17 protein-coding genes and 2 riboswitches are annotated in these 20,649 nt (G+C 39.5%); of the genes, 11 read left to right on the top strand and 6 right to left on the bottom strand.

Annotated features, from left to right (window positions below):
- The first annotated feature begins 11 nt into the window (after positions 1 to 11).
- The 4 genes from BLV55_RS05765 to BLV55_RS05750 all read left to right on the top strand — a co-directional run bounded on the left by BLV55_RS05765 (position 12) and on the right by BLV55_RS05750 (position 2,902).
- Positions 12 to 464, top strand: a complete 453-nt coding sequence (locus BLV55_RS05765; RefSeq protein WP_093312190.1) for a cupin domain-containing protein — start codon at positions 12 to 14, stop codon at positions 462 to 464.
- A gap of 17 nt (positions 465 to 481) precedes the next feature.
- On the top strand, positions 482 to 1,648 hold the full coding sequence (locus tag BLV55_RS05760; protein WP_093312187.1) for a 1-propanol dehydrogenase PduQ: 1,167 nt from the start codon (positions 482 to 484) through the stop codon (positions 1,646 to 1,648).
- Positions 1,649 to 1,782: 134 nt separating this feature from the next.
- Entirely contained in the window at positions 1,783 to 2,337 is a 555-nt protein-coding gene (locus tag BLV55_RS05755) for a zinc ribbon domain-containing protein (protein ID WP_093312185.1), read from the top strand.
- Between the two features lies 1 nt (position 2,338).
- The gene (locus BLV55_RS05750; protein WP_093312182.1) at positions 2,339 to 2,902 is read left to right on the top strand and encodes a zinc ribbon domain-containing protein; all 564 of its coding nucleotides are present in this window, start codon (positions 2,339 to 2,341) and stop codon (positions 2,900 to 2,902) included.
- Positions 2,903 to 3,004: 102 nt separating this feature from the next.
- Here BLV55_RS05750 and BLV55_RS14755 read toward each other — a convergent pair whose 3' ends face one another.
- The 4 genes from BLV55_RS14755 to BLV55_RS05735 form a co-directional block, all read right to left on the bottom strand.
- Positions 3,005 to 3,385, bottom strand: a complete 381-nt coding sequence (locus BLV55_RS14755) for an FMN-binding protein (protein ID WP_242870042.1) — start codon at positions 3,383 to 3,385, stop codon at positions 3,005 to 3,007.
- A 39-nt stretch (positions 3,386 to 3,424) separates the two neighbouring features.
- The gene (locus BLV55_RS05745) at positions 3,425 to 4,903 is read right to left on the bottom strand and encodes a flavocytochrome c (protein ID WP_242870041.1); all 1,479 of its coding nucleotides are present in this window, start codon (positions 4,901 to 4,903) and stop codon (positions 3,425 to 3,427) included.
- A gap of 216 nt (positions 4,904 to 5,119) precedes the next feature.
- The gene (locus BLV55_RS05740; protein WP_093312181.1) at positions 5,120 to 6,022 is read right to left on the bottom strand and encodes an anti-sigma-V factor RsiV; all 903 of its coding nucleotides are present in this window, start codon (positions 6,020 to 6,022) and stop codon (positions 5,120 to 5,122) included.
- On the bottom strand, positions 6,019 to 6,528 hold the full coding sequence (locus tag BLV55_RS05735) for a sigma-70 family RNA polymerase sigma factor (protein ID WP_093312178.1): 510 nt from the start codon (positions 6,526 to 6,528) through the stop codon (positions 6,019 to 6,021). The genes BLV55_RS05740 and BLV55_RS05735 overlap by 4 nt, the downstream gene beginning before the upstream one ends.
- A gap of 177 nt (positions 6,529 to 6,705) precedes the next feature.
- Between BLV55_RS05735 and BLV55_RS05730 the strand changes: the two genes are divergently transcribed.
- A complete protein-coding gene (locus tag BLV55_RS05730) occupies positions 6,706 to 7,353 on the top strand; it encodes an HAD family hydrolase (RefSeq protein WP_093312176.1) in 648 nt (215 codons plus the stop codon).
- A 137-nt stretch (positions 7,354 to 7,490) separates the two neighbouring features.
- Here BLV55_RS05730 and BLV55_RS05725 read toward each other — a convergent pair whose 3' ends face one another.
- Positions 7,491 to 8,129 (bottom strand): helix-turn-helix domain-containing protein, encoded by a 639-nt coding sequence (locus BLV55_RS05725; protein WP_330386579.1) that lies wholly within the window; start codon positions 8,127 to 8,129, stop codon positions 7,491 to 7,493.
- Between the two features lie 440 nt (positions 8,130 to 8,569).
- On the opposite strand from BLV55_RS05725, the gene BLV55_RS05720 reads away from it, so the two are divergent.
- From BLV55_RS05720 to BLV55_RS05695, 6 genes are all read left to right on the top strand, one after another.
- On the top strand, positions 8,570 to 9,484 hold the full coding sequence (locus tag BLV55_RS05720; protein ID WP_093312175.1) for a glycyl-radical enzyme activating protein: 915 nt from the start codon (positions 8,570 to 8,572) through the stop codon (positions 9,482 to 9,484).
- A gap of 4 nt (positions 9,485 to 9,488) precedes the next feature.
- Positions 9,489 to 11,870: a trans-4-hydroxy-L-proline dehydratase gene (gene hypD, locus BLV55_RS05715; RefSeq protein ID WP_093312173.1), complete on the top strand. Its 2,382-nt coding sequence runs from the start codon at positions 9,489 to 9,491 to the stop codon at positions 11,868 to 11,870.
- Positions 11,871 to 11,951: 81 nt separating this feature from the next.
- On the top strand, positions 11,952 to 12,755 hold the full coding sequence (gene proC / locus BLV55_RS05710; RefSeq protein WP_093312171.1) for a pyrroline-5-carboxylate reductase: 804 nt from the start codon (positions 11,952 to 11,954) through the stop codon (positions 12,753 to 12,755).
- A gap of 133 nt (positions 12,756 to 12,888) precedes the next feature.
- A riboswitch (cyclic di-GMP riboswitch) is annotated at positions 12,889 to 12,981 on the top strand.
- Positions 12,982 to 12,988: 7 nt separating this feature from the next.
- Positions 12,989 to 13,050, top strand: a riboswitch (cyclic di-GMP riboswitch).
- Between the two features lie 348 nt (positions 13,051 to 13,398).
- Positions 13,399 to 15,507 carry a PAS domain S-box protein gene (locus BLV55_RS05705; protein ID WP_176968278.1) on the top strand — a complete coding sequence of 703 codons (2,109 nt, stop codon included), beginning with the start codon at positions 13,399 to 13,401 and terminating at the stop codon, positions 15,505 to 15,507.
- A gap of 133 nt (positions 15,508 to 15,640) precedes the next feature.
- The gene (locus BLV55_RS05700) at positions 15,641 to 17,455 is read left to right on the top strand and encodes a heme NO-binding domain-containing protein (RefSeq protein ID WP_093312168.1); all 1,815 of its coding nucleotides are present in this window, start codon (positions 15,641 to 15,643) and stop codon (positions 17,453 to 17,455) included.
- Positions 17,456 to 17,633: 178 nt separating this feature from the next.
- Entirely contained in the window at positions 17,634 to 18,497 is an 864-nt protein-coding gene (locus BLV55_RS05695; RefSeq protein WP_093312166.1) for a DUF368 domain-containing protein, read from the top strand.
- Here BLV55_RS05695 and BLV55_RS05690 read toward each other — a convergent pair.
- Entirely contained in the window at positions 18,484 to 20,511 is a 2,028-nt protein-coding gene (locus tag BLV55_RS05690; protein ID WP_093312163.1) for a sigma-54 interaction domain-containing protein, read from the bottom strand. The genes BLV55_RS05695 and BLV55_RS05690 overlap by 14 nt on opposite strands.
- Positions 20,512 to 20,649 lie beyond the last annotated feature (138 nt).

Below are 20,649 nucleotides of genomic sequence, written 5' to 3'. Positions count from 1 at the left end.
AGGAGATCAATATGCAGGAAATATCAACGCAAGTAATTGAAGAAATTGTCCGCAAAGTCATCGAAGAGCAAATGGGAAAGGCAGCTCAAGATCATAATCGGCAGGTAGATCCAAGTGGTATCATCAGTATTCAGGCAAAAAAAGTGCAACCAGCTCCTTTTGATACAGGAAAACCTGGTGACCAGGTTGCGATTACGGACATTCTTTCTCTGGAAGAGAGTCCGCGATTAGGGGCAGGAATTATGGAACTGAAAGATACAAGCTTTGAATGGCTGCTGACCTATGATGAAGTGACTTATATTATTGAAGGTACTTTAGAAATTTTGATTGAAGGTCGAAAAGTAGTAGGAAATGCAGGTGATGTGATTTTTATTCCCAAAGGCAGCAAGATACACTTTTCCACTCCTCACCATACACGATTCTTATATGTAGCCTATCCGGCAAACTGGTCAGAAAACGCTTAAATAGGAGATGAAACAGCATGAAGGCTTTTGGAATGAAAACAGAAATAGTGTCTGGAATTAATGCACTGGCTCATGTAAATAAATGGCCATCAAAAAAAGTGTTTCTGGTAACCGATGAGACAATGGTTTCCATTGGAGTGGCCAGACAATTGGAAGATTACTTGAAGTCCGCTGGTACTCCTTATCATCTCTTTCGGGAAGTGGAAGCCAATCCTAAGGTAGAAACGGTAAAAAAAGGTTTGAAACTGATGGTTGAAAACAGAGTAGACACGTTGATAGCTTTAGGTGGTGGGTCGGTTATTGATGCGGCAAAAGCTATGATGTACTTTTGCATCAAATCAAAAGAAATGCTGGTAGATAAGGATGCGATTCATAAGCCACGATTCATTGCCATTCCCACTACGAGTGGAACGGGTTCGGAAGTTACCTCCTTTTCTGTTATTACAGATGAGGAAACTCAGACAAAAGTAGCGTTAACAGATCCACTGATGCTACCAGATATAGCAATCCTAGATGCCACACTGACCCTCAGTGTTCCGCCGGCCGTAACAGCCGACACTGGCATGGATGTGATCACCCATGCCTTGGAAGCTTGTCTGGCAAAAAGAGCCAGCGAGTTCTCTCAGGTATATGCGGAAAAATCCCTTCAGGTAGCTTTTGACTACTTATTGAAGGCATATCAGGATGGAAGTGACAGGGAAGCCCGGCAAAAAATGCATGAAGCTTCTTGCATGGCTGGTCTGGCGTTTACGAATGCTGGACTGGGAATTAATCACAGCCTGGCTCATGCCATTGGCGGCAGGTTTAAAATTAGCCATGGACGGGCCAATGCCATTCTGTTACCTCACATTATTGCTTATAATGCCGGTTTGACAGATAAAGAACTTACACCGGAAGGGGAAGCCTACGGAAAACTGGCGACTCACTTAGGTATACCGGATATTGGTACAAAAAACAAAGTAAAAGCATTAGTAAGAATTGTTGAGAGGTATCGAAAAGAACTGAGAATTGAAGATTCTTTTCAACACTATGGGATTAATGAGAGTGAATATAAAGCAGCCGTAGCATCAATGGCGACATTAGCCCTCAAAGATGTGTGTACCAAGGACAATCCAAGAGAAGTGACACAAAAAGAATTAGAAACGTTGTTGCTCCAGAGTTACTCAGGAGAGCTGAAAACTTAAAAAACAGCTAAAACTGTCCGGAGGATGGTTTTAGCTGTTTTTTTGGTAGAACAAGAAGGAATATGATATAATTTCAGATGAAAGCATAACACTAAAACGATCATTAAAGATCAATACAAACGGGAGGGAAAGGAATGGCAGATTTTTTTAAGAAACTAAGAAAAGAAATGGATGAGGGCGTGACCATCGCCAGTGTAAAATCAAAAAATTTGATAGAAACAACCAAAATACGGAACCGGATTTCGACATTACAAGGACAAAAAGAATCTCGGTTAAATGAGCTAGGCGTTCAATACTACCGAGGATGGTCCATGGAGGAAATTCAGACAGAAGATGTTCAAAACCGTCTGCAAACCATCTGTGAAAACATTAAGGCCATTGACCAGGAGATTCAATTAAAAGAGGATGAAATCGAAAAGATACATAAAGAAGAGCAGGATCTGATGAATCGAAAGAAACCTCAAACCTGTAAGTGTGGAAAAAATATAAATCCGGAAGCTCTTTTTTGCAATCATTGTGGTGCTAAGGTGGAAGAAGTTCTAAAGCAAAATGAGACTAGAGAAGAAAGCAGTAGTGCATCGATGAAATGTAGTTGCGGAAAAATGATCAATGAAGGAACTAAGTTTTGTGGTGGTTGCGGGAATAATGTAGAACATTTTTTTAACTCCTCAGACCAAAAGGAGGATTAAAATGAATCAGTATAAAAAGATATCTCCATCCTTATTTGGCCTTGTGTTGATTTGTTTTTTACTACCCTTTATCACTGTCTCCTGCGAAGGAGAAACCATTGCTCGATTATCGGGTGTTGAATTAATGACTGGATCTCAGGTGGGAACCGGATTTGCGGCAGAAAGAGTAGATCCAAGTCCGGAAATAGTAGTAACGGTGATCGTAGTAGTGGTAGGGTTGATTGCGGCGATTTCAAAAAAATACCTATTTGCTGGAATTGCTGGCGCCATAGGGGTTATTTCATTACTAATGTTTCGTTCTCGCGTCAATGAAAGTGCCATGCAATTTTATCCAGCCATTGTTAGGCTGAGAATCGGATATTGGCTTGCTTTATTGTTATTAATAGGAGCTGGCGGTATTTTTCTGTATTATCATTTTGCAGACAAGAATCAAAGCAGGAAGATTGAGGAGAAGAAAGAAGTGAACCCTATCGATACATCAAAGGTATTCTGCACCCAATGCGGAAGTCAGCAAGAAGCAACAGATATTTTCTGCACCAGTTGTGGAGCCAAAAAAGAAGCGTAAACATATGAATCCATAAAAAAGCCCTGCCTTTGGAATGATCCAATGGCAGGGCTTCTACTTTGCTGCAATCAATACAGCTTAATAAACCGTAAGCATCTTGTGTTACTGAGCAAGTGCATCTTCCACAGCATCTAAAAGACCTTGGCTTGATCCGGTAGCTCCGGAAACTACGTCAACATCTTCTGTGCCTTGGTTTTCGATGATTTTACCGATAACCGCATCAAAAGCTCCGTCGGCAATACCTGGAGTGTCTGAAGACTCAGTTACTTCGATGCTTTGAATCTCGTCTTCCAGCATTTCAACTTCAACGGTGATGGTACCGGCATAACCTTCGCCAGAACCAGTTAAGGTATGAGGCTCAGCAGCAGGTGCTTCTTCTTCTGTGCTTGTATCCCCACAACCGGTTACGGTAAAAGCAAGAAGCAATGCAAACAAGATAGCCATGCCTGATTTGAATGATTTACTTTGAATGAATGACATCATTTTCGTAGTACCTCCTAAAAAATACCTGTAAAATTATTTTTACTGTGCAGCGGACTGTCCAGCAATTCGACCAAATACCATAAGATCTGTTAATGCGTTTCCACCCAGACGGTTGCCGCCGTGGATTCCACCAGTGATTTCGCCAGCTGCAAATAATCCTGGAATTGCTTCACCATTTTCGTTTAATACTTCTGCATTAGCTGAAATGTGTAAGCCGCCCATGGTATGATGTACCGCTGGACCAACTTCGATCACATAGAAAGATGGACTTTCAAGACTAACAGGCATGTCGCTTCTTCCGAAAGCTTCGTCAGATCCAGAAGCAACCGCTTCGTTGTAACTGTCTACAGTTGCCTGTAATACATCGATATCCATTTCCATCTTTTCAGCCAAGGCTTCTAAGCTTTCTGCTTCGATTACTAAATCTCTTTCAATATAGCCTTCGATGGCACTCAGACTTTCACGAACTTCTTCGTCAAAGAATAAGAAACCGGTTTGTCCTTCTTGCTCTAAAGTAGCCGTTGATACAACGTCTCTGGTACCCATTTCATCAACAAATCGTTCACCGGAACGGTTGATTAAAATAGCTCCATTACCACGAACGGCTTCTGTAATCATATAACCAATCTCTGGAACAACCGTTGGATGTGTTTGGATTTCCACCATATCCACTAAAGCAGCTCCGATTTCTTGAGCCATCGTGATTCCTTCGCCAGTAGCTCCCGGATGATTAGTGGTTCCGAAACCTTCTAGGCCTTCATCTAAATCAGCGATCATGGTTGCGTTAGCACCAAATCCGCCAGTTGCTAAAATAACAGCGTCTGCGAAAATAGAATAAGTCTCACCGTTTTCTGCTTCTACAAGCACTCCGTTGACAGCCTCATCTTCCATCAGTAATTCGATAGCGGTAGTGTTTAGTAAAATTTCAACACCTCGTTCTTGGCTTGCTTCTTGTAATACTTGAACTAAATGACCACCTACAGGGGCACCGCCAGTTGGTCGGTGAGTACGGTTATTAGAAGAACCGCCTAATCGTCCAACATCTGAAAGGTCAGCACCTAATTCAATAAGCCACTCTACAGCTGGTGCTGCTTGGCTAGTAAGGATTTCTACCAGTTCAGGGTCGTTTAACTCATGACCACCAGTCATTGTATCTTCGTAATGAATAGAAGCGTCATCTTCAATGTCTAAAGCTTCTTGTGAAGAAGTTCCGGCTGCATTTAACCCACCAGTAGCTCGAAGGGTGTTTCCGCCAGCCATTGGCATTTTTTCAATAACGATTACTTCTTTGCCTGCATCGCTTGCTTCGATGGCGGCGGCTAAACCAGCACCACCAGCTCCAACAACTAATACATCCGTAGTAAGATCAGTAAAGTCTTCCGCAACGGCTTCTTCTGCAGCTTCTTCAGCTACTTCCTCTGCCTCATCGTCTGCTGTACTTCCGCATCCAGTGAAGATGCTTAATGTAAGCAGAAGGGTTAGTAAAAGGGAAAACCATTTTTTGTGTTTCTTTATCATCGTTCAATTCCTCCTCTTTCTTTCTTGTTGTTTGTTAATAGATGGTCAGAGATATTATATAGAGCAAAGTAAGCCTTGTCAATTTTTTTTAATATTGGTATTATTGGGTATCTTCAACCTTTGACAGGTGTGTCTGGATAGACTGAAGACAAAAATGCCCACCAGAAAGGTGGGCAATCCGTAGCATTCGGTAGCAATTGGTAGTGGATAGAAACCTTACTTCAAATACTCATTATTGACTAACAATGGCTTTAAGATATCCGTAGGGATTTGAAATTCAGCTACTCCCATGTAGCCGGGAGCTACTTCATATTTATCAAAAGAAATGACCAGAGTGGCGTCTTCGCTAATATAGAAGTTCTGCGAAGGATCAATTTTCTGGAAAAGATCAACAAGATCCGGATCCTCCACCATTCCTTCCAGCCAATATATTTGATCAGGGTCTTGACGATGTTGGTTCATCATTTGCTCTTTGATGGACTGAGAGATCACTTCGATGTAAGCATCGTCCTTAAACAGGCTCGGTAAGGTAAGAAACAGTTCGTTTTCTTTGTCAATGGTATCATATTGATAAGTTGTGGAAGAAGATCCCACGGTATTAACCACATAACGTCGGATAGAAAGAATCTGCTCATTATCCGTAACAACCTCGTAACCACTATGAAGGCCCAGATGACCGCCGCCGGAATCTTCCATCTCCTCCATTTCTTTTAAGAAATCCTGGTAAAGTTCTTTGCTTTCCTTTAAATAGGTTTTATTTAATAAGGTTTCAAGATTTTTATTTTCAAGCCCTTCAATAGCTGGAGTAGTGACATTGGCAGTATATCCATCCTGCTCAAATTGATAATCTTTCACTGTAAGTACCTGCACCACACGATTGATGAGAGGTATCTCTGAAAAAGAAGAAGCAAAGGCAGGGCTGCTGTTAAGGGCAACGGTGAAAAGAATAGATGCAGCAGCGGCAATACTAGCTGTTTTTTTGATTCCACGTTGAAATCGATGACGCTGTTTTTCTCTTTGTGCCTGTGCCACTCCTTTTCGGATGCTACTTTCTATATCCTTAGGGAGAGGTGGATTCATATAGTCTTTTTTTATAGAGTGAAGATGATTTTTCTTCATTGGATAACCTCCTGATCTTCTTTGATTTCAAGGCGAAGCATTTTTAAGGAACGATAAAGCCTGCTTTTGATGGTACTGATGTTTTCGTTTAAGATGTCTGCAATTTCTTCAATTTTTAAGTCTTCGAAAAAACGCAAGATAAGGATACTGCGATACTGATCCGGCATTTCTCTTAGTGCCTGGTGAAGATCAATGTCTTCATAACGGTCTTCGGATCCTTTGTCGAAAGCCTCCATTGTCTCTTCGTCCATTACAAGAAGTCGTTTTCGTTTACGCAGAAAGTCCAGGGCTGTATTAATGAGGATTCGACAAAACCAAGGTTTCATTTGGTGGATGCTTTTTAAGGAATCTATGTGTACAATAGCTTTATACGAAGCTTCCTGAATAATGTCCAGGGCATCTTCCTGATTGCGAACATAACTATAAGCTAAGCGATAGTGCATTAATTGGTTTTCTATCAAATAAGCTTCTACTTCTTTTTCAGATGCAAGTTCTTTTTTCTTCATTTGTTGCTCCTTTCAGAGAAATTGGTGCGCACCAATAATGTCAGACATAGGTAAAACGTATGAAAGAGGAAAAAAGTTTCAAAAAGAATATCATACTTTTGAGTCAAAAAGGGTAAGGAAAGAAAAAGAAAATGGTAATAGAGGGATAATATAAAGAAATTAATGGGAGGAATACCAATGAACTATCAATGCATCTTATTTGATTTAGATGGAACTTTGACAGACCCGGGGATGGGGATTACCAATGCCCTGATGCATGCTCTGGAAAAATATGGGATTAAAGTGGAGGACAGAGAAACCTTGTATCCATTTATAGGACCGCCACTTATGGAATCCTTTGAGAGCTTTTACGGGTTTTCTAAAGAAGAAGCGAAACAAGCGGTAGAGTATTATCGTGAGTATTATAGAGAGAAAGGTTTGTTTGAAAACAAAGTCTATGAAGGAATCCCGGCTTTGCTGGAAAAGTTGGCCAGTCGAAAAAAGACGCTTTTGGTAGCCACTTCAAAGCCGGAAATCTTTGCTAACCAGATACTGAAACATTTTGGAATCCATCACTACTTTTCCTTTGTGGCAGGAAGTCATTTTGATGGCAGCAGGGTACAGAAGAATGAAGTGATAGCATATGTGCTGGAAAGGGCTGGTGTGAAAGATCTTTCCAAAGCGGTGATGGTAGGGGATCGAAAACATGATATGATAGGGGCGAAAAAGGTAGGAGTAGATTCTATTGGTGTGTTATATGGGTATGGAGATAGGGATGAATTGGAAAAAGCTGGTGCAAAAATGATTGTTCGCCAAGTAGAAGAGCTGGAGACGATTTTGCGATAATCTTGAAAAAGAGTAGGACAAAAAGGTATAAAGTGGATAGAAGAGATAAAAAGGATAAAAAAGATAACGAAGATGAATACCAATAGGGAAGAGGCCTTAAGACTTCATCACTATTGGTATTTGTAGTTTTAAGACAATTAATCCGTTAAGGTGCTGCCTATATGTTGATGGAGATGATCGTCTTCGACCTTATCTTTAGGATTGTTTTCATTAAAAGGGTTTGGAACAGAGATACAAAGCAACTTTACATTTTTGTTCGTGTCGTTCGCCCAGTTGTGAGGAATGTCCGAAGCGTATTGAGCAGAATCGCCAGGATAAAGATGATGCTTTTCATCCTTATATAAAAGTGTAAGAATACCTTCCAGAATGTAAATGAACTCTTCACCCTTGTGAGGATAGGTTTGAAGGCGTTCTTCTTTTTTTAGGGAAGGTAGGATCTCGATGAGTCTTGGATATAAAATATGCTTTGAGTTGTTGGTACCAAGAGAAGTAACGATGTAGTGTTCGCCAATAACATCTAATACTTCCTGTTCATAGCTTTTTAAGACAATGGCATTTTCTCCCATCTGACTAGGTAAAAAATAGTTTAAGTGGACCTGGTAAACATCAGCGATTTTAGCAAGTGTATCGATAGCAATGGTATTAATTCCTCGCTCAAACTGGGATAGATATCCAACAGACAGGTTTGTTTTTTCGCTGAGTTCCTTCAGCGTTATTTTTTTTTCTTGCCGCAATTGCTTTGCTTTTGCGCCGATCTGAGTTTCGATTTTAAGCATCTAACCTCTCCTTGCCGAAAAATTAGGCTCCAAAGCCTCTATTATCCGATGACTAGTGCCGCTAAGGCTTTTGTCAACAATCCATTGAATGGAAAAAACCTGTAGTTGTCATTATACTATACCATAATCACGGAAAAGTCATACAAAAAAGAGAAGGGATTATTAAAAAGCTTAAGAAGTTCTGAAAATAAATAGGGCGCTTAAAGACTGCTTTTAAAAGAAGAAACATCAATGTAAATGAATTTATATGAATAAATTTCACGATAAAAACATTATTAGAAAAATAATTTCATAAAAAAGGCAAAAAGGATTGACTTTTTCATATAACTAAGAGATACTGAAAATGACAAATAATTAACAAGTTATTATTGGAGCAAAGCAGGAGATCGCCTTCCAAAAGGTCGCCACAAAGAAGCTAAGGAGAAAGGTTGTGAGTTTCGATGAAAGAGGCCTTGGTTTTTAATATACAACGGTTTTCGATCCATGATGGTGAAGGGATTAGAAGTACCGTATTCTTTAAAGGTTGCGGACTGCATTGTAAATGGTGCCACAATCCAGAAAGTCAAAGTTATCAAAAACAAATAATACGCTATGAAGAAAGATGTAAAAATTGTAAAGCCTGTATGAACTTTTGTCCCCATCAAGGGATTAAAGAGGTAAAAGGAAAGATCGAATTGGATCGGAAAAACTGCCATACTTGTGGAACTTGTCTGGACTATTGTGTTTATAATGCATTGGAAATAGCGGGGAAACCATATACAGCAAATCAACTGGTTGAGATTGTGAAAAGGGACAGAATGCTTTATGAAGAATCAGGAGGTGGCGTTACTCTGTCTGGTGGTGAAGTTATGTCTCAGTCGATAGGGTTTTTATTGGAACTATGTAAAAAGCTAAAAAGGTTGGGCATCCATATTACCATAGATACCTGTGGTCTTGCGCCGAGAGAATCCTATCAACAGTTGGTTCCCTACGTGGACGCTTTTTTGTATGATATAAAAACCATCGACCAACAAAAACATGAACTATTTGTGGGAGATGGGTTAGAGACTATTCTCGATAATTTAATAGAAATCAATAAGATGGATGCGATTATTACCATTCGGGTGGCTGTTATTGGCGGGTTTAATGATAGGGAAAAGGAAATACAAGAAATGATTCAATGGTTGGTGATGAATCAAATCAAAGTAAAAAAAATAGATTTGCTACCGTATCATGAAGCAGGGTCTATAAAATATCAGCGGTTAGGTCGTTCTTACGAGAAGAAAAAGATGAGTGTTCCTTCTCCTGAAAAAATGGAGGCAATAAAAAACATTTTTATAGAACATGGGTTTCAAAATATTAGTATAGGAGGCTGATGAAATGGAGCTTAGAGGAATCAATGAAAGAGTAAGGAAGCTTAGGCAGCAAAGTGTGACAACGGAACCGAGGATTTACATGGAACGAGCTGATTTGATGACAGATGCCTATCAACAATATGATGGATCTGTTTCTATTCCCGAGATGAGAGCCATTGCCTTTAAGTATTTTATGGAAAACAAAACCCTGTGCATTAATGATGGGGAGCTTATTGTGGGCGAAAAAGGTGATGGACCCCAAAAAACACCAACCTTTCCGGAGCTATGCTGTCATACGATAGAAGACATGCAGGTCATGAATGAGAGAGAACTTATTGGATTCAAAGTTAGCGAAGAAGACTTTACGCTGCAGGAAGAAAAAATAATTCCTTACTGGAAAGATCGCTCCATTCGAAAAAAAATACTGGATGCGATGACTGATGAATGGAAAGATTGTTATGAACTGGGAATATTTACTGAGTTTATGGAGCAAAGAGGTCCGGGACATACCGTAGGTTCTGGTGCCATCTATGAAAAAGGGTTCAAAGATTACAAAAAAATCATAAAGGAGCGAATCGCTTCCTTAGATTATATGAATGATTCGGAAGCCTACAGCAAGTTAGAAAACTTAAAAGCAATGGACATTGCCTGCGATGCTATCATGATTTTGGGAGAAAGATACGCTCAATATGCCAGAGAACTAGCTGAAAAGGAAACGGATCCTTCTCGAAAAAAAGAACTTCTGCAAATCGCTGAAAACTGTGAGGTAGTTCCGGCTAACAAGCCAGAAACCTATTGGCAAGCAATCCAGATGTATTGGTTTGTCCATCTGGGCGTTTGCACAGAGTTGAATCCATGGGATGCTTTTAGTCCCGGAAGGTTAGATCAACACTTAAATCCTTTTTATCAAAAGGAAATGGAAGCAGGAAGTTTGAAGGAAGAGGAAGCCTTAGAATTGTTGCAATGCCTATGGGTTAAATTTAATAACCAACCAGCGCCGCCCAAAGTAGGAATAACCTTAAAAGAAAGTGGGACCTATACAGATTTTGCAAACATTAATACGGGTGGGATCACGGCTGATGGTCAGGATGGTGTTAATGATGTCAGCTATTTGATACTGGATTGCATGGACGAAATGAAACTTTTACAACCAAGCTCCAATGTTCAGATTAGCCGAAAAACACCACAGCACTTTCTGAAGAGAGCTTGTGAAGTGTCAAGAAAAGGGTGGGGACAGCCAGCTTTTTACAATACCGAAGCCATCATGCAAGAGCTGTTAAATGCAGGCAAAACCATCGAAGATGCACGACTGGGAGGAACTAGTGGTTGTGTAGAAACGGGAGCTTTTGGCAACGAAGCCTATATTCTGACAGGGTACTTCAATTTGCCTAAAATATTGGAAATCACCCTGCATAATGGCTATGATCCTGTAGGAAAAAAGCAGCTGGGATTAGCCCTGGGAAAAGCGGAAGATTTCAAGAGTTATGAAGAGTTATTAGAAGCATACAAGAAACAGATAGAGCATTTTATCAATATCAAAATACAGGGTTCTAATGTAATAGAGACCATCTACGCAAAATACATGCCTTCTCCTTTTCTATCGGTCATTACTAATGATTGCATAGCGAAAGGCAAAGACTATAATGCCGGTGGTGCCAGATATAATACTAACTATATTCAGGGCGTCGGGATTGGCACGATTACGGATTCACTGACAGCCATCAAATATAATATTTACGATCATCAGAAATGCACGATGGAAGAACTGATGGCGGCGATAAGCGATGATTTTGAAGGCCATGATCTGGTTAAGCATCTCGTGAAAAACAAAACACCTAAATATGGAAATGATGATGATTATGCGGACGAAGTGATGAAACAAATATTTACTATTTATAAAGAAACCGTTAATGGACGGTCTAATATGAAAGGGGGAGAATATCGAATTAATATGCTTCCAACCACTTGCCATGTATACTTTGGTGAAGTTATGCTAGCCAGCCCTAATGGACGTTTAGCGCACAAACCACTTTCAGAAGGTATTTCGCCAGAAAAAGGAGCGGACACCCTTGGACCTGCCGCGGTTATTCGTTCAGCAGCGAAAATGGATCACCTTAGTACGGGAGGCACCTTGCTAAACCAGAAGTTCACCCCGTCCGTCGTTAAGGGTGAAGAGGGGCTGGACAATATGGCAAGTTTGGTTCGTGCTTATTTTAATATGGAAGGGCATCATATTCAATTTAATATAACCGATAGAGAAACTTTAATTAAAGCGCAAAAAAACCCGGAGGAATATCAGGATCTGATTGTTCGTGTTGCAGGTTATAGTGATCATTTTAGAAACTTAAGCAAAGTGTTGCAAGATGAAATTATTGGCCGGACAGAGCAATCTTTTGACGGAATATAAAAGGCTAGTCATTGATAAAATGAGTGATATAAAAGGATATCATTAAGAAAAGAATAGGATAAGGAAAGAAGGGTTTTTAGAATGAAATTAGGATTTATTGGTTGTGGAAATATGGCACAGGCGATGATTGCTGGAGTGATCAAAGCTAAGATTGTGTCGGAAAAAGAGATCATCGCTTCTGATAAGCATCGTCCGAACCTGGAAAAAGCAGGTGAGCAGTTAGGGATAAAGATTACCGACGATAATAAAGAGATTGCATCAAGCAGTAAAATACTCATATTATCCGTAAAACCAGTTTTTTATGATGAAGTTATTCAAGAGATCACTTCGGTTATTGGGGAAGAAACCGTTGTTGTTACAATTGCTCCTGGAAAAACGCTGGAAGAGGTAGAGCGGGCATTTGGAAAAAAAGTGAAAATCATACGAACAATGCCAAACACTCCGGCAATGGTAGGTGCAGGAATGACAGCGATGTGTGCCAACGATCAGGTGTCCGAGAAAGAGATTCATAAAGTCAAAGAAACCTTAGAAGGATTTGGACGTGTGGAAATGGTATCTGAATATATGATGGATGCTGTAGTGGCCGTAAGTGGTAGTGCGCCAGCCTATGTATTTATGTTAATAGATGCACTGGCAGATGGAGCTGTCCTAAAAGGAATGGGCCGCAGAGAAGCACGGATCTTTGCCGCACAAACCGTGATGGGCAGCGGGAAAATGGTCCTTGAAACAGGACTTCATCCGGCGGAATTAAAAGATATGGTTTGCTCGCCAGGTGGAACAACGATAGAAGCGGTTAGAAAACTGGAAGCTGAAGGTTTTCGAAGTGGCATTATAGAAGCAATGGCAGCATGCGCTGAAAAATCTCAGAACATGGAAAAAGATTAGGATCGCTTATCTCGAGATAAAGCACTGCGAAACTCTCTTTTGTAAAAGAAGAGGATTAGTGGTGCTTTGGTATTTATCGAAATATTAAATATTTTCCAACATTTATGTTTAGAACTTTCAACGCCGGGTATATTATAATCAAAGGCAAACTATTTGAAAAGATAGGACGCAAAGTTACGGCCTAAGCAACGGAAAGTAATAGTTGTAAGGTGGACGGACTACCTGAAAACCTTTCGGTACAATAGCAAACTATTCGAAAGAATAGGACGCAAAACTAAAGGGTCTAAGTACAGAAACATCTCAAAAAAGAAAGAAAAGTATTTCTCAAAAGAGAAAGAAAAAGTATTTCTCAAAAGAGAAAGAAAAAGTATTTCTCAAAAGAGAAAGAAAAGTATTTCTCGAGAAAAGATGGATCTGTATAGGATAGCCAGCAACCGAGAAGGGTTTTTTGTTTGCTCAAAAATAAAGGAAGCTTAAAGAAAAGCAATGGTTAGAATAGGGAAGAATGGGTAAAGGATTAAGGAAACTTTAAGAAAAAACGTTGTTTATCCGTTGATGAGTACCGCTAAGACTTTCTCTTCTGCAAGAGGTAAATAAAGATCCTGTTTGCTGGGTGGGGATGCATCTAAAAGGAAGTGAAGTCATGAAAAATGAACCTGGGAGAAGGTTGTCAATATGGATGGTGGGTGTACTTGTTTTACTAATGAGTATGCCTGTTTATGCTGAAAATATAAAGACGAATGACGCCGACACATCTGATCAGGAGAGAATGATTGAAACCATTCTTCAGACAGCACCAACAGGCATAGGGATGGTGGAGGATCGGGTGATGGTGATGGTAAATGATTATATTATTGAACTAATGGAATATGAGGAAGCCGAGTTATTAGGAAAAGATGCTCGCATTCTTTATCCTGACGACGAAACTCATATGTTTGTTGGTGAAGAAAAATATCGTCAGATAGGTATTAAAGGAACGGGTAGTGTGGAAACCCAATGGCTGACGAAAGATGGAAGAAAACTAGATATCATTCTTTCCTCCACTCCTCTTAATCAGGAAGATTTGTCACAAGGGGTTATTTTTACGGTTCAGGATATTACAGCAAGCAAGCGAGCGGCTGCATTACTACAATGGCGGACAAGAGGAATGTTAATAGGAGCTGTTATTTTTGCTGTTATCTTGTCGCTTTTACTTATGAAGCTGGAAAAAAGCAGAAGAAGATTGAAAGAATCCGAAATAAAGTTACGTGAAAGCGAAGAACGGTATCGTCAGGCCAACCAACAAAGCAGAACCATAACTTGGGAAACAGATCAAAATGGTGTCATTCGGTATGTTAATGAAATATTTGAACAGGTTTTAGGATACTCAGAAAAAGAAGTTGTTGGACAGAAAAGTCTTTTGGAATTGATGGAAAAAGAAAATGGTATGGAAGAACAACAGATAAACCAATTTTTTCTTCAACAGAAAAGTTTCCGTTCTCTGGAAATACCATTGCAAACAAAGGAAGGAAAAACGTTATGGGTAATGGCGAGTGGTGTTCCTGTCTTTGATACAGAGGGAGAAATGGTTGCTTGCCGAGGTAGCTGTGTGGATATTTCAGAACGGAAAAAAATGGAAGAAGAACTTAGGCTTTATATGACGGCTTTGCAACAATCGGTAGATGGTCTTTGCTTTGCTGATATGGATGGGCATGTCGTTTTTATTAATCCTTCCTGGCAGAAAATGCATGGATATGATTCGGAAGAGCTGACAGGGCGCCATGTTTCTTTATTTCATACTCGAGCCCAACTGGAAAAACAGGTAATGCCTTCTGTTAAAAAAGTAAAAAAAGAAGGTTTTTATAGTGATGAAGTGTGGCATGTTACCAAAGAAGGTTATGAATTTCCGACTTGGATGATAATGACTCAGATCACCAACTCGGATGACAAACCAATCGGAGTCTTTGCACAAATGAGGGATATTACCGACTTGAAGAAAGCAGAGCAAGAGCTGGTGGAAGCAAAAATAAAAGCAGAAGAAGCGAATCGTGCGAAAAGTCAATTTGTTGCAAACATGAGTCATGAGATCAGGACGCCATTAAATGGTCTTTTTGGATTTATTCAGCTTTTAGAAATGACAGAACTGGATCAGGAACAAGGAGAATACTTGGAGCATATGCGTTCAGCATCAGAAGTTCTGACCAGTGTTATTAATGATGTATTGACGATTTCCAAAGCTGAATCCGGAAAAATGGAACTGAATGAAACGGTTTTTAACTTGCATCAGTGTATTGATACGGCGGTTAAATCCTATAGCGCTCAGGCAAAGTTGAAAGGGATTAAGCTGGAGCAATCCTATAAAACCGGTCTGTGTCATCGGGAAGTGGTGGGAGATGCGATTAAAATCCGACAGATAATCAGCAATTTAATCAGCAATGCTATAAAGTTTACAGAAACGGGAAAAGTAGAGGTTTTCATCAGTTGCAGAGAGGTTAGCAGGAATATGTTAAGGCTGAACATTGACGTTTTAGACACAGGCATTGGAATGCCTCCAGAGCATCTGCAAGCTATTATGGAACCGTTTGTTCAAAGCAGTTCGAGAATTGAAAAAAAATATGGAGGTACAGGTCTGGGGCTGCCAATATCCAAAAATTTTGTAGAAATGATGGGTGGAAAAATGGAAATTAGTAGTAAGGAAGGAGAAGGCACCCGTGTTTCCTTTGCAATAGACCTGTCAAAGCCGTTAGAAGGCAATGACAAAAGGGATGTTTAACTTCTGGTAATAACTGCTGTTGCATTTGGAGATAGCTTTCATTGATTACTACTCTTAGATGAAGTATAATCAAAGGATAGGCTAGTGAAGCATTACCGGAAAGAAGCTATATTGATAAGAAAGGGTGAGGACAGTGAAAGGTACGGTTGTTAATGTTTGGATCAATACAATGAAGAAGCTTTATGGTGAAGATACAAAAGATAGAATACTAACAGAACAAGGGTGGAATCCGCAAAAGGTGATTACCCCGATGGAAGAAATAGAAGATCGGGAAATATTTGATTTGATTGCGGCCTTTGCAAAAAATGAAGGGATATCCCCGGAAGAACAGTGGCGGAAGTTAGGGCAAAATAATATCCCGGCTTTTTATGACTGGTTTCCTTCCTACTTTGGCACCAGTAGCGCAATGAATTTCCTACTTTTAATGGATAAAGTACATATTCAACTGACAAAAATGATTCCTGGGGCAAATCCGCCCCGACTGATTCCAGAAATGATTGATGACCATACGATGGAGATGACTTATCGGTCAAAAAGGGGATTGCATCATTACTTGTTGGGACTTTTAGAAGGAGTAGCTGAGCATTTTGGTGAAAGGCTGTCTGCAGAAGTAGTCAGCGAAGACCGGGCACAGGACGGAACCTATGAAGCAAAACTTCATATTGAATTCGAAAAATCATCGATACAGCGCAAAAACTATCCTTTTTCTCAGTTATTGTCCTTTGGGATTTTCAAGAATCTTTCCTTTAAGATTGTTTTAATTCCAACAGTAGTATCAGTGCTTTTTGTGCTTCTGTTTAATGGGATGCAAAGCATTCCCTTACTGGTAGGAGTGCCTGGAATTATCTTATTATCCGGCTTGTGGACCGGCACAGTGGTAACAAAACCAATGCTGGAAATGCAGCAAGAATTAGAATCGATGAAAGCCATGAATTTTTCTAACAGCCTTAAAGTAAAGACTGGTGATGAAATTGAAACCCTTTATCAGAAAACAACAGATGTGAAAGAAGCTTTAAGAGAAGAGTTCACCTACTATAAAGGTGGAATGGATGACTTATATTCGTTTATTGACAAATTTAGCGGCGTGGCTAATAATATGGGCGATATGGCCAATACCATTGCCGATGCGGTTCAGGAAGTAGCAGAAGGTGCTGTGCATCAGGCTACGGAAACCGAAAGTTCCGTTGCTCTTTTATCCGAGAACATTCAAACTCTTAACGAAATTAGCCAACAGGAGCTAGAGGGGAAAGACAGCTTAGAAGCTGCTGTGAATCAAATAGAAGTATCCTTTACAGATCTGGAAGCTGTCTCAGAAAACCTGAACCAGGTGAAAGACCAGTTTGCCCATGTTAATGAGCAGGGAACCGCTTTAGGGCATAAAGTAAAAGATATTATCACGATTGTTAGTACCGTGGAAAGCATTGCTGAACAAACCAATTTACTGGCATTAAATGCTTCTATCGAAGCGGCTAGGGCTGGTGAAATGGGGAGAGGATTCAGCGTGGTTGCTGAAGAGATCCGCAAACTGGCAGAAGATTCCAAGGGAGCGGTTAGCACAATTAATCATAGTCTGAATCAGTTTATTGAAGAAGTGAATCAGATGGTGAATCAGGTAAACCAACAGTTTATTCAATTAGATGAAGGTACGAAAACCATGATTCATGTCACGGATGAAAGTCGTAAAGCCTCTACCCGTATCGAAGAAGTATCCGATATTATCGTGGATATTTCTAATCGTCTTTCTAATGAGACAAACCGAATCAATAAAGTATTTGATAATATGAACACCTTAGCAGCTATTGCCGAAGAAAATTCGGCTACCTCTGAGGAAATGAGTGCTAATGTTACCAGTTTTTCTTCGGAAATAAGGGTGCTGACTGATAACATAGAAGACTTGGAAAAAGTAGTACTGTTTCTGAAAAAAGAGTTGGAGCGATATCAAATATAATACGGAGCCATAAATAAAGGCTAAGCATTAGAGAAACCCGAAGAAGTCAGCAATCTTTTTCGGGCTTTTTTATGGCCTTTTGCTTCTAATGTTGCGATGCATTAAAGCGAACTGTTATAATAAAGAATACTTAACTCTGGAAAGAGAAAAGGAAATATGGGTTTAGGAGATTATTACCATGAAAAGCATGATGGAACAAGGGATAGCCTTTAGCAGAAATCAAAGCCTTTTATTTATTAAAGGGCTTATTTTAGGTATGGGTATTATTGTGCCGGGAATTAGCGGAGGCACTATTTTAATTGCTTTTGGAATTTACGAGAAAATATTAGAAGATATATGGAAACGGCATTTTAAGCCGTATTTTGTGATGTTTGCAGGCACGACGGTAGGAGTGTTTCTTGGCAGTTTTTTGTTTACCTATCTTTTTGCTTTTTATGCAAATCCTACCAAGGCGTTTGTGCTAGGATGTTTATGGATGTCGATTCCTTTTATCTTAAAAAGAAGTAGTGGTTGCACCAAAAAAAACATGCTTTTATTAGGTATGGGAATGCTGCTGGCCTATGGACTGACTAAAATGCCTACACTGGTGGATGGCGAGAATTTGTCGCTGGGCGAAACATTTTTTGGTGGTGTGATTGCTAGTGGAACGATGATGATCCCAGGAATCTCCGGCAGTTCGGTTCTTATTGTTTTAGGAATGTACGAATCCATGTTGAAAATAGTGAATGAAATGAATGTTCCTTATTTAATGATCTTTCTTTTGGGAGCGTTGATTGGTGCTGTTCTACTGGCTAAACTCTTGAAAACCGTATTTGAAAAGCATCAGTCAGAAGTATTGTTCTTTTTCTCTGGCCTTATTATTGGATCTTCTACAATGATTTTTCCGGAAACAATAAACCTTTCATCAGCAATGCTCTTCTTAATGGGTGTGGGCATTGTGTATCGGTGGGGAAATTATAAATACAGACAAAATAGCCCCCTAATGGCCAGAACCATCAAAGGAATAAAAAGTACAATCAAAAAGAATGCTAAGGATGAGTAACTTTTGCAAAAATTTCATTTTGAGATAATTTGAAGGCTAATTGATTTCCGTCTTTTGTCAAAAAGGAGCCTTGTCTGCCTTTGCCGGACTGTATCAAACCTTGATTTTCGAGATCTTTTAAATGGTTGCGAATGATTCTTTCTGTGATCAAAAAACCACAATCGTTTAAAGTGTGAAGGATTTTTTTACGACCAGTTCGAAGGCCTTGCTCCTCGCGTTTTAGAAGAAGTACTAGTATGCAGTGACTAATATTAAGGCTTTCTTTTTGCTTCGTTGGTTCGAGAATAAAGCCGCCAAAGTCTGGTGGTAAATCGTCAACTTGAATGGAATTTTCGCTCATTTGCGATAAGTACTCGGTGATGTTCCGTAGTTCTCTGATATTGCCAGGCCAGTCATAGTCGAAAAAAACTTTTAACAAAGAGGGAGCAATAGACTTATGACAATGAAAGTTGTGTAAAAGATGGTGAAATAACAATTTGATATCTTCTTTGCGTTCTCTTAAAGGTGGGATGCGAAGCGGAAACACGTTTAATCGATAGTAAAAATCCCATCGCATATCACCTTGCTCAGCTAAAAGACGTAAATCTTTATTAGTGGCGGCGATAATTCGAACATCAACATTTCTGATTTTATTACTGCCTAAACGGATGACTTCTTGAGACTCTAATACTCTTAATAATTTTGATTGGAGGGGAAGGCTTAAGTCACCAATCTCATCAAGGAATAAGGTGCCTAAATGGGCATCTTCGAATAAGCCGGACCTGCCTGTTTTGGAAGCACCGGTAAAAGCGCCACTGTCATATCCGAATAGCTCACTTTCGATTAAACTTTCTGGCAGAGCGGCACAGTTAATAGCAATAAATGGAAATTTGCTTCGATGGCTTTGTTTATGAATAGCCTGGGCGAAAAGCTCTTTTCCTGTTCCGCTTTCACCTATAATTACAATGGTCGAATTGATAACGGCCATTTTTTGTGCCTGTTTTTTGGCCTGAAGAATTGGTGGGCTGGATCCTAAGATATGGTCAAAAGTATATTTTGCCGTATGGCCCCTTCTAGCGTTATTTTGACGGACTTGTTCTTCTAGTTTACGCAATTCAGTTACTTTTTTTAAGGTAATAATACTACCAACTCGATTGTCAAAAATATGAGTAGGTTGAGAAGAAACAATCAATTGTTCGTTACCAATACTTAAAAAATAATTATGAATAGGAGCTTCTGATATTTTGAAAGGCAATGGAAGAATATCCGCTAAAGGTTTCTGATATAGAAATTCTTTCGGCCTATTTAGGATTTGTTGCGCCTTATTATTAATCATTGTGATTTTGTCTTGGGTATTGATGCGAATAACCCCTTCTTCAATTAAGTCTAGAACGGCCTGTAACTCATATTGACTAGCGACATTTTTGCCTAAAAGTTTATAGACACCTGTTTCATTTGAAACGACTTGCTTTTCATATCGATAAAGTATTTTGTTTTTTACTGATTGTTCGATGTCTAAGTTTTCTAGCACTTCGTTGATAGTTGATAAAGAATAAACCATATGTCCGATATTGTAGCTTTGAGAGATGGAATCTGGCACCAGGTGCGTTTCATTTGTCGTAATGGCTACTTGGATGTCTAAGGGCTTAGTTGCATCGGGATAATGAGGATATAGCTTGAAATTAAATCCTAAAGCATAGATTAATGAAATAGTTTCGAAGGTAACGTCGATACCGTTGTTGACAACGAGTATGTCTTTATCAGAAGGAATTGTTTTTAGTAAACGATAGCTCTCTCTAGAAAAAGTACGATTAATAGCGATTACTTTTGTTTTAGGATGAATAAGTGGCTTCATTTCGTTAGCGATAAAAGGTGTGGATATTAGGAAAATATCTGGGTGAATAATATGATTTTGTGGTTCTGACAAGTTGTAAGAAGAAATATTGAAATCTGGACCTAATATATCTTTTAGTAGATGTTCGTAGAAATATCTAGAATAGTCGTATTTGGCTCCGATGGCAATTTCCTGCTTCATGATGATCCTCCTTTTGGGTTCTCTTCTTAGGCTTAGTGTGTTTTAGGGTAATGCTAGCAGCACGGTATCAAAGGATTGCTAACTAAAAGACCATAGTTAAACTAGAATACTCAAAAATGGACGAAATGGGACAATATG

It is taken from the genome of Tindallia californiensis, from assembly GCF_900107405.1.
Taxonomy (GTDB): domain Bacteria; phylum Bacillota; class Clostridia; order Peptostreptococcales; family Tindalliaceae; genus Tindallia; species Tindallia californiensis.
Note: the sequence above shows the minus strand (reverse complement) of the source record. Positions and strands in the feature narration are given on the sequence as shown.

Coding starts and splice junctions, on each gene's coding strand:
- BLV55_RS05765 (WP_093312190.1), top strand. CDS start 12: ATGCAGGAAATATCAACGCAAGTAATTGAAGAAATTGTCCGCAAAGTC.
- BLV55_RS05760 (WP_093312187.1), top strand. CDS start 482: ATGAAGGCTTTTGGAATGAAAACAGAAATAGTGTCTGGAATTAATGCA.
- BLV55_RS05755 (WP_093312185.1), top strand. CDS start 1,783: ATGGCAGATTTTTTTAAGAAACTAAGAAAAGAAATGGATGAGGGCGTG.
- BLV55_RS05750 (WP_093312182.1), top strand. CDS start 2,339: ATGAATCAGTATAAAAAGATATCTCCATCCTTATTTGGCCTTGTGTTG.
- BLV55_RS14755 (WP_242870042.1), bottom strand. CDS start 3,385: ATGATGTCATTCATTCAAAGTAAATCATTCAAATCAGGCATGGCTATC.
- BLV55_RS05745 (WP_242870041.1), bottom strand. CDS start 4,903: ATGATAAAGAAACACAAAAAATGGTTTTCCCTTTTACTAACCCTTCTG.
- BLV55_RS05740 (WP_093312181.1), bottom strand. CDS start 6,022: ATGAAGAAAAATCATCTTCACTCTATAAAAAAAGACTATATGAATCCA.
- BLV55_RS05735 (WP_093312178.1), bottom strand. CDS start 6,528: ATGAAGAAAAAAGAACTTGCATCTGAAAAAGAAGTAGAAGCTTATTTG.
- BLV55_RS05730 (WP_093312176.1), top strand. CDS start 6,706: ATGAACTATCAATGCATCTTATTTGATTTAGATGGAACTTTGACAGAC.
- BLV55_RS05725 (WP_330386579.1), bottom strand. CDS start 8,129: ATGCTTAAAATCGAAACTCAGATCGGCGCAAAAGCAAAGCAATTGCGG.
- BLV55_RS05720 (WP_093312175.1), top strand. CDS start 8,570: ATGAAAGAGGCCTTGGTTTTTAATATACAACGGTTTTCGATCCATGAT.
- hypD (WP_093312173.1), top strand. CDS start 9,489: ATGGAGCTTAGAGGAATCAATGAAAGAGTAAGGAAGCTTAGGCAGCAA.
- proC (WP_093312171.1), top strand. CDS start 11,952: ATGAAATTAGGATTTATTGGTTGTGGAAATATGGCACAGGCGATGATT.
- BLV55_RS05705 (WP_176968278.1), top strand. CDS start 13,399: ATGAAAAATGAACCTGGGAGAAGGTTGTCAATATGGATGGTGGGTGTA.
- BLV55_RS05695 (WP_093312166.1), top strand. CDS start 17,634: ATGAAAAGCATGATGGAACAAGGGATAGCCTTTAGCAGAAATCAAAGC.
- BLV55_RS05690 (WP_093312163.1), bottom strand. CDS start 20,511: ATGAAGCAGGAAATTGCCATCGGAGCCAAATACGACTATTCTAGATAT.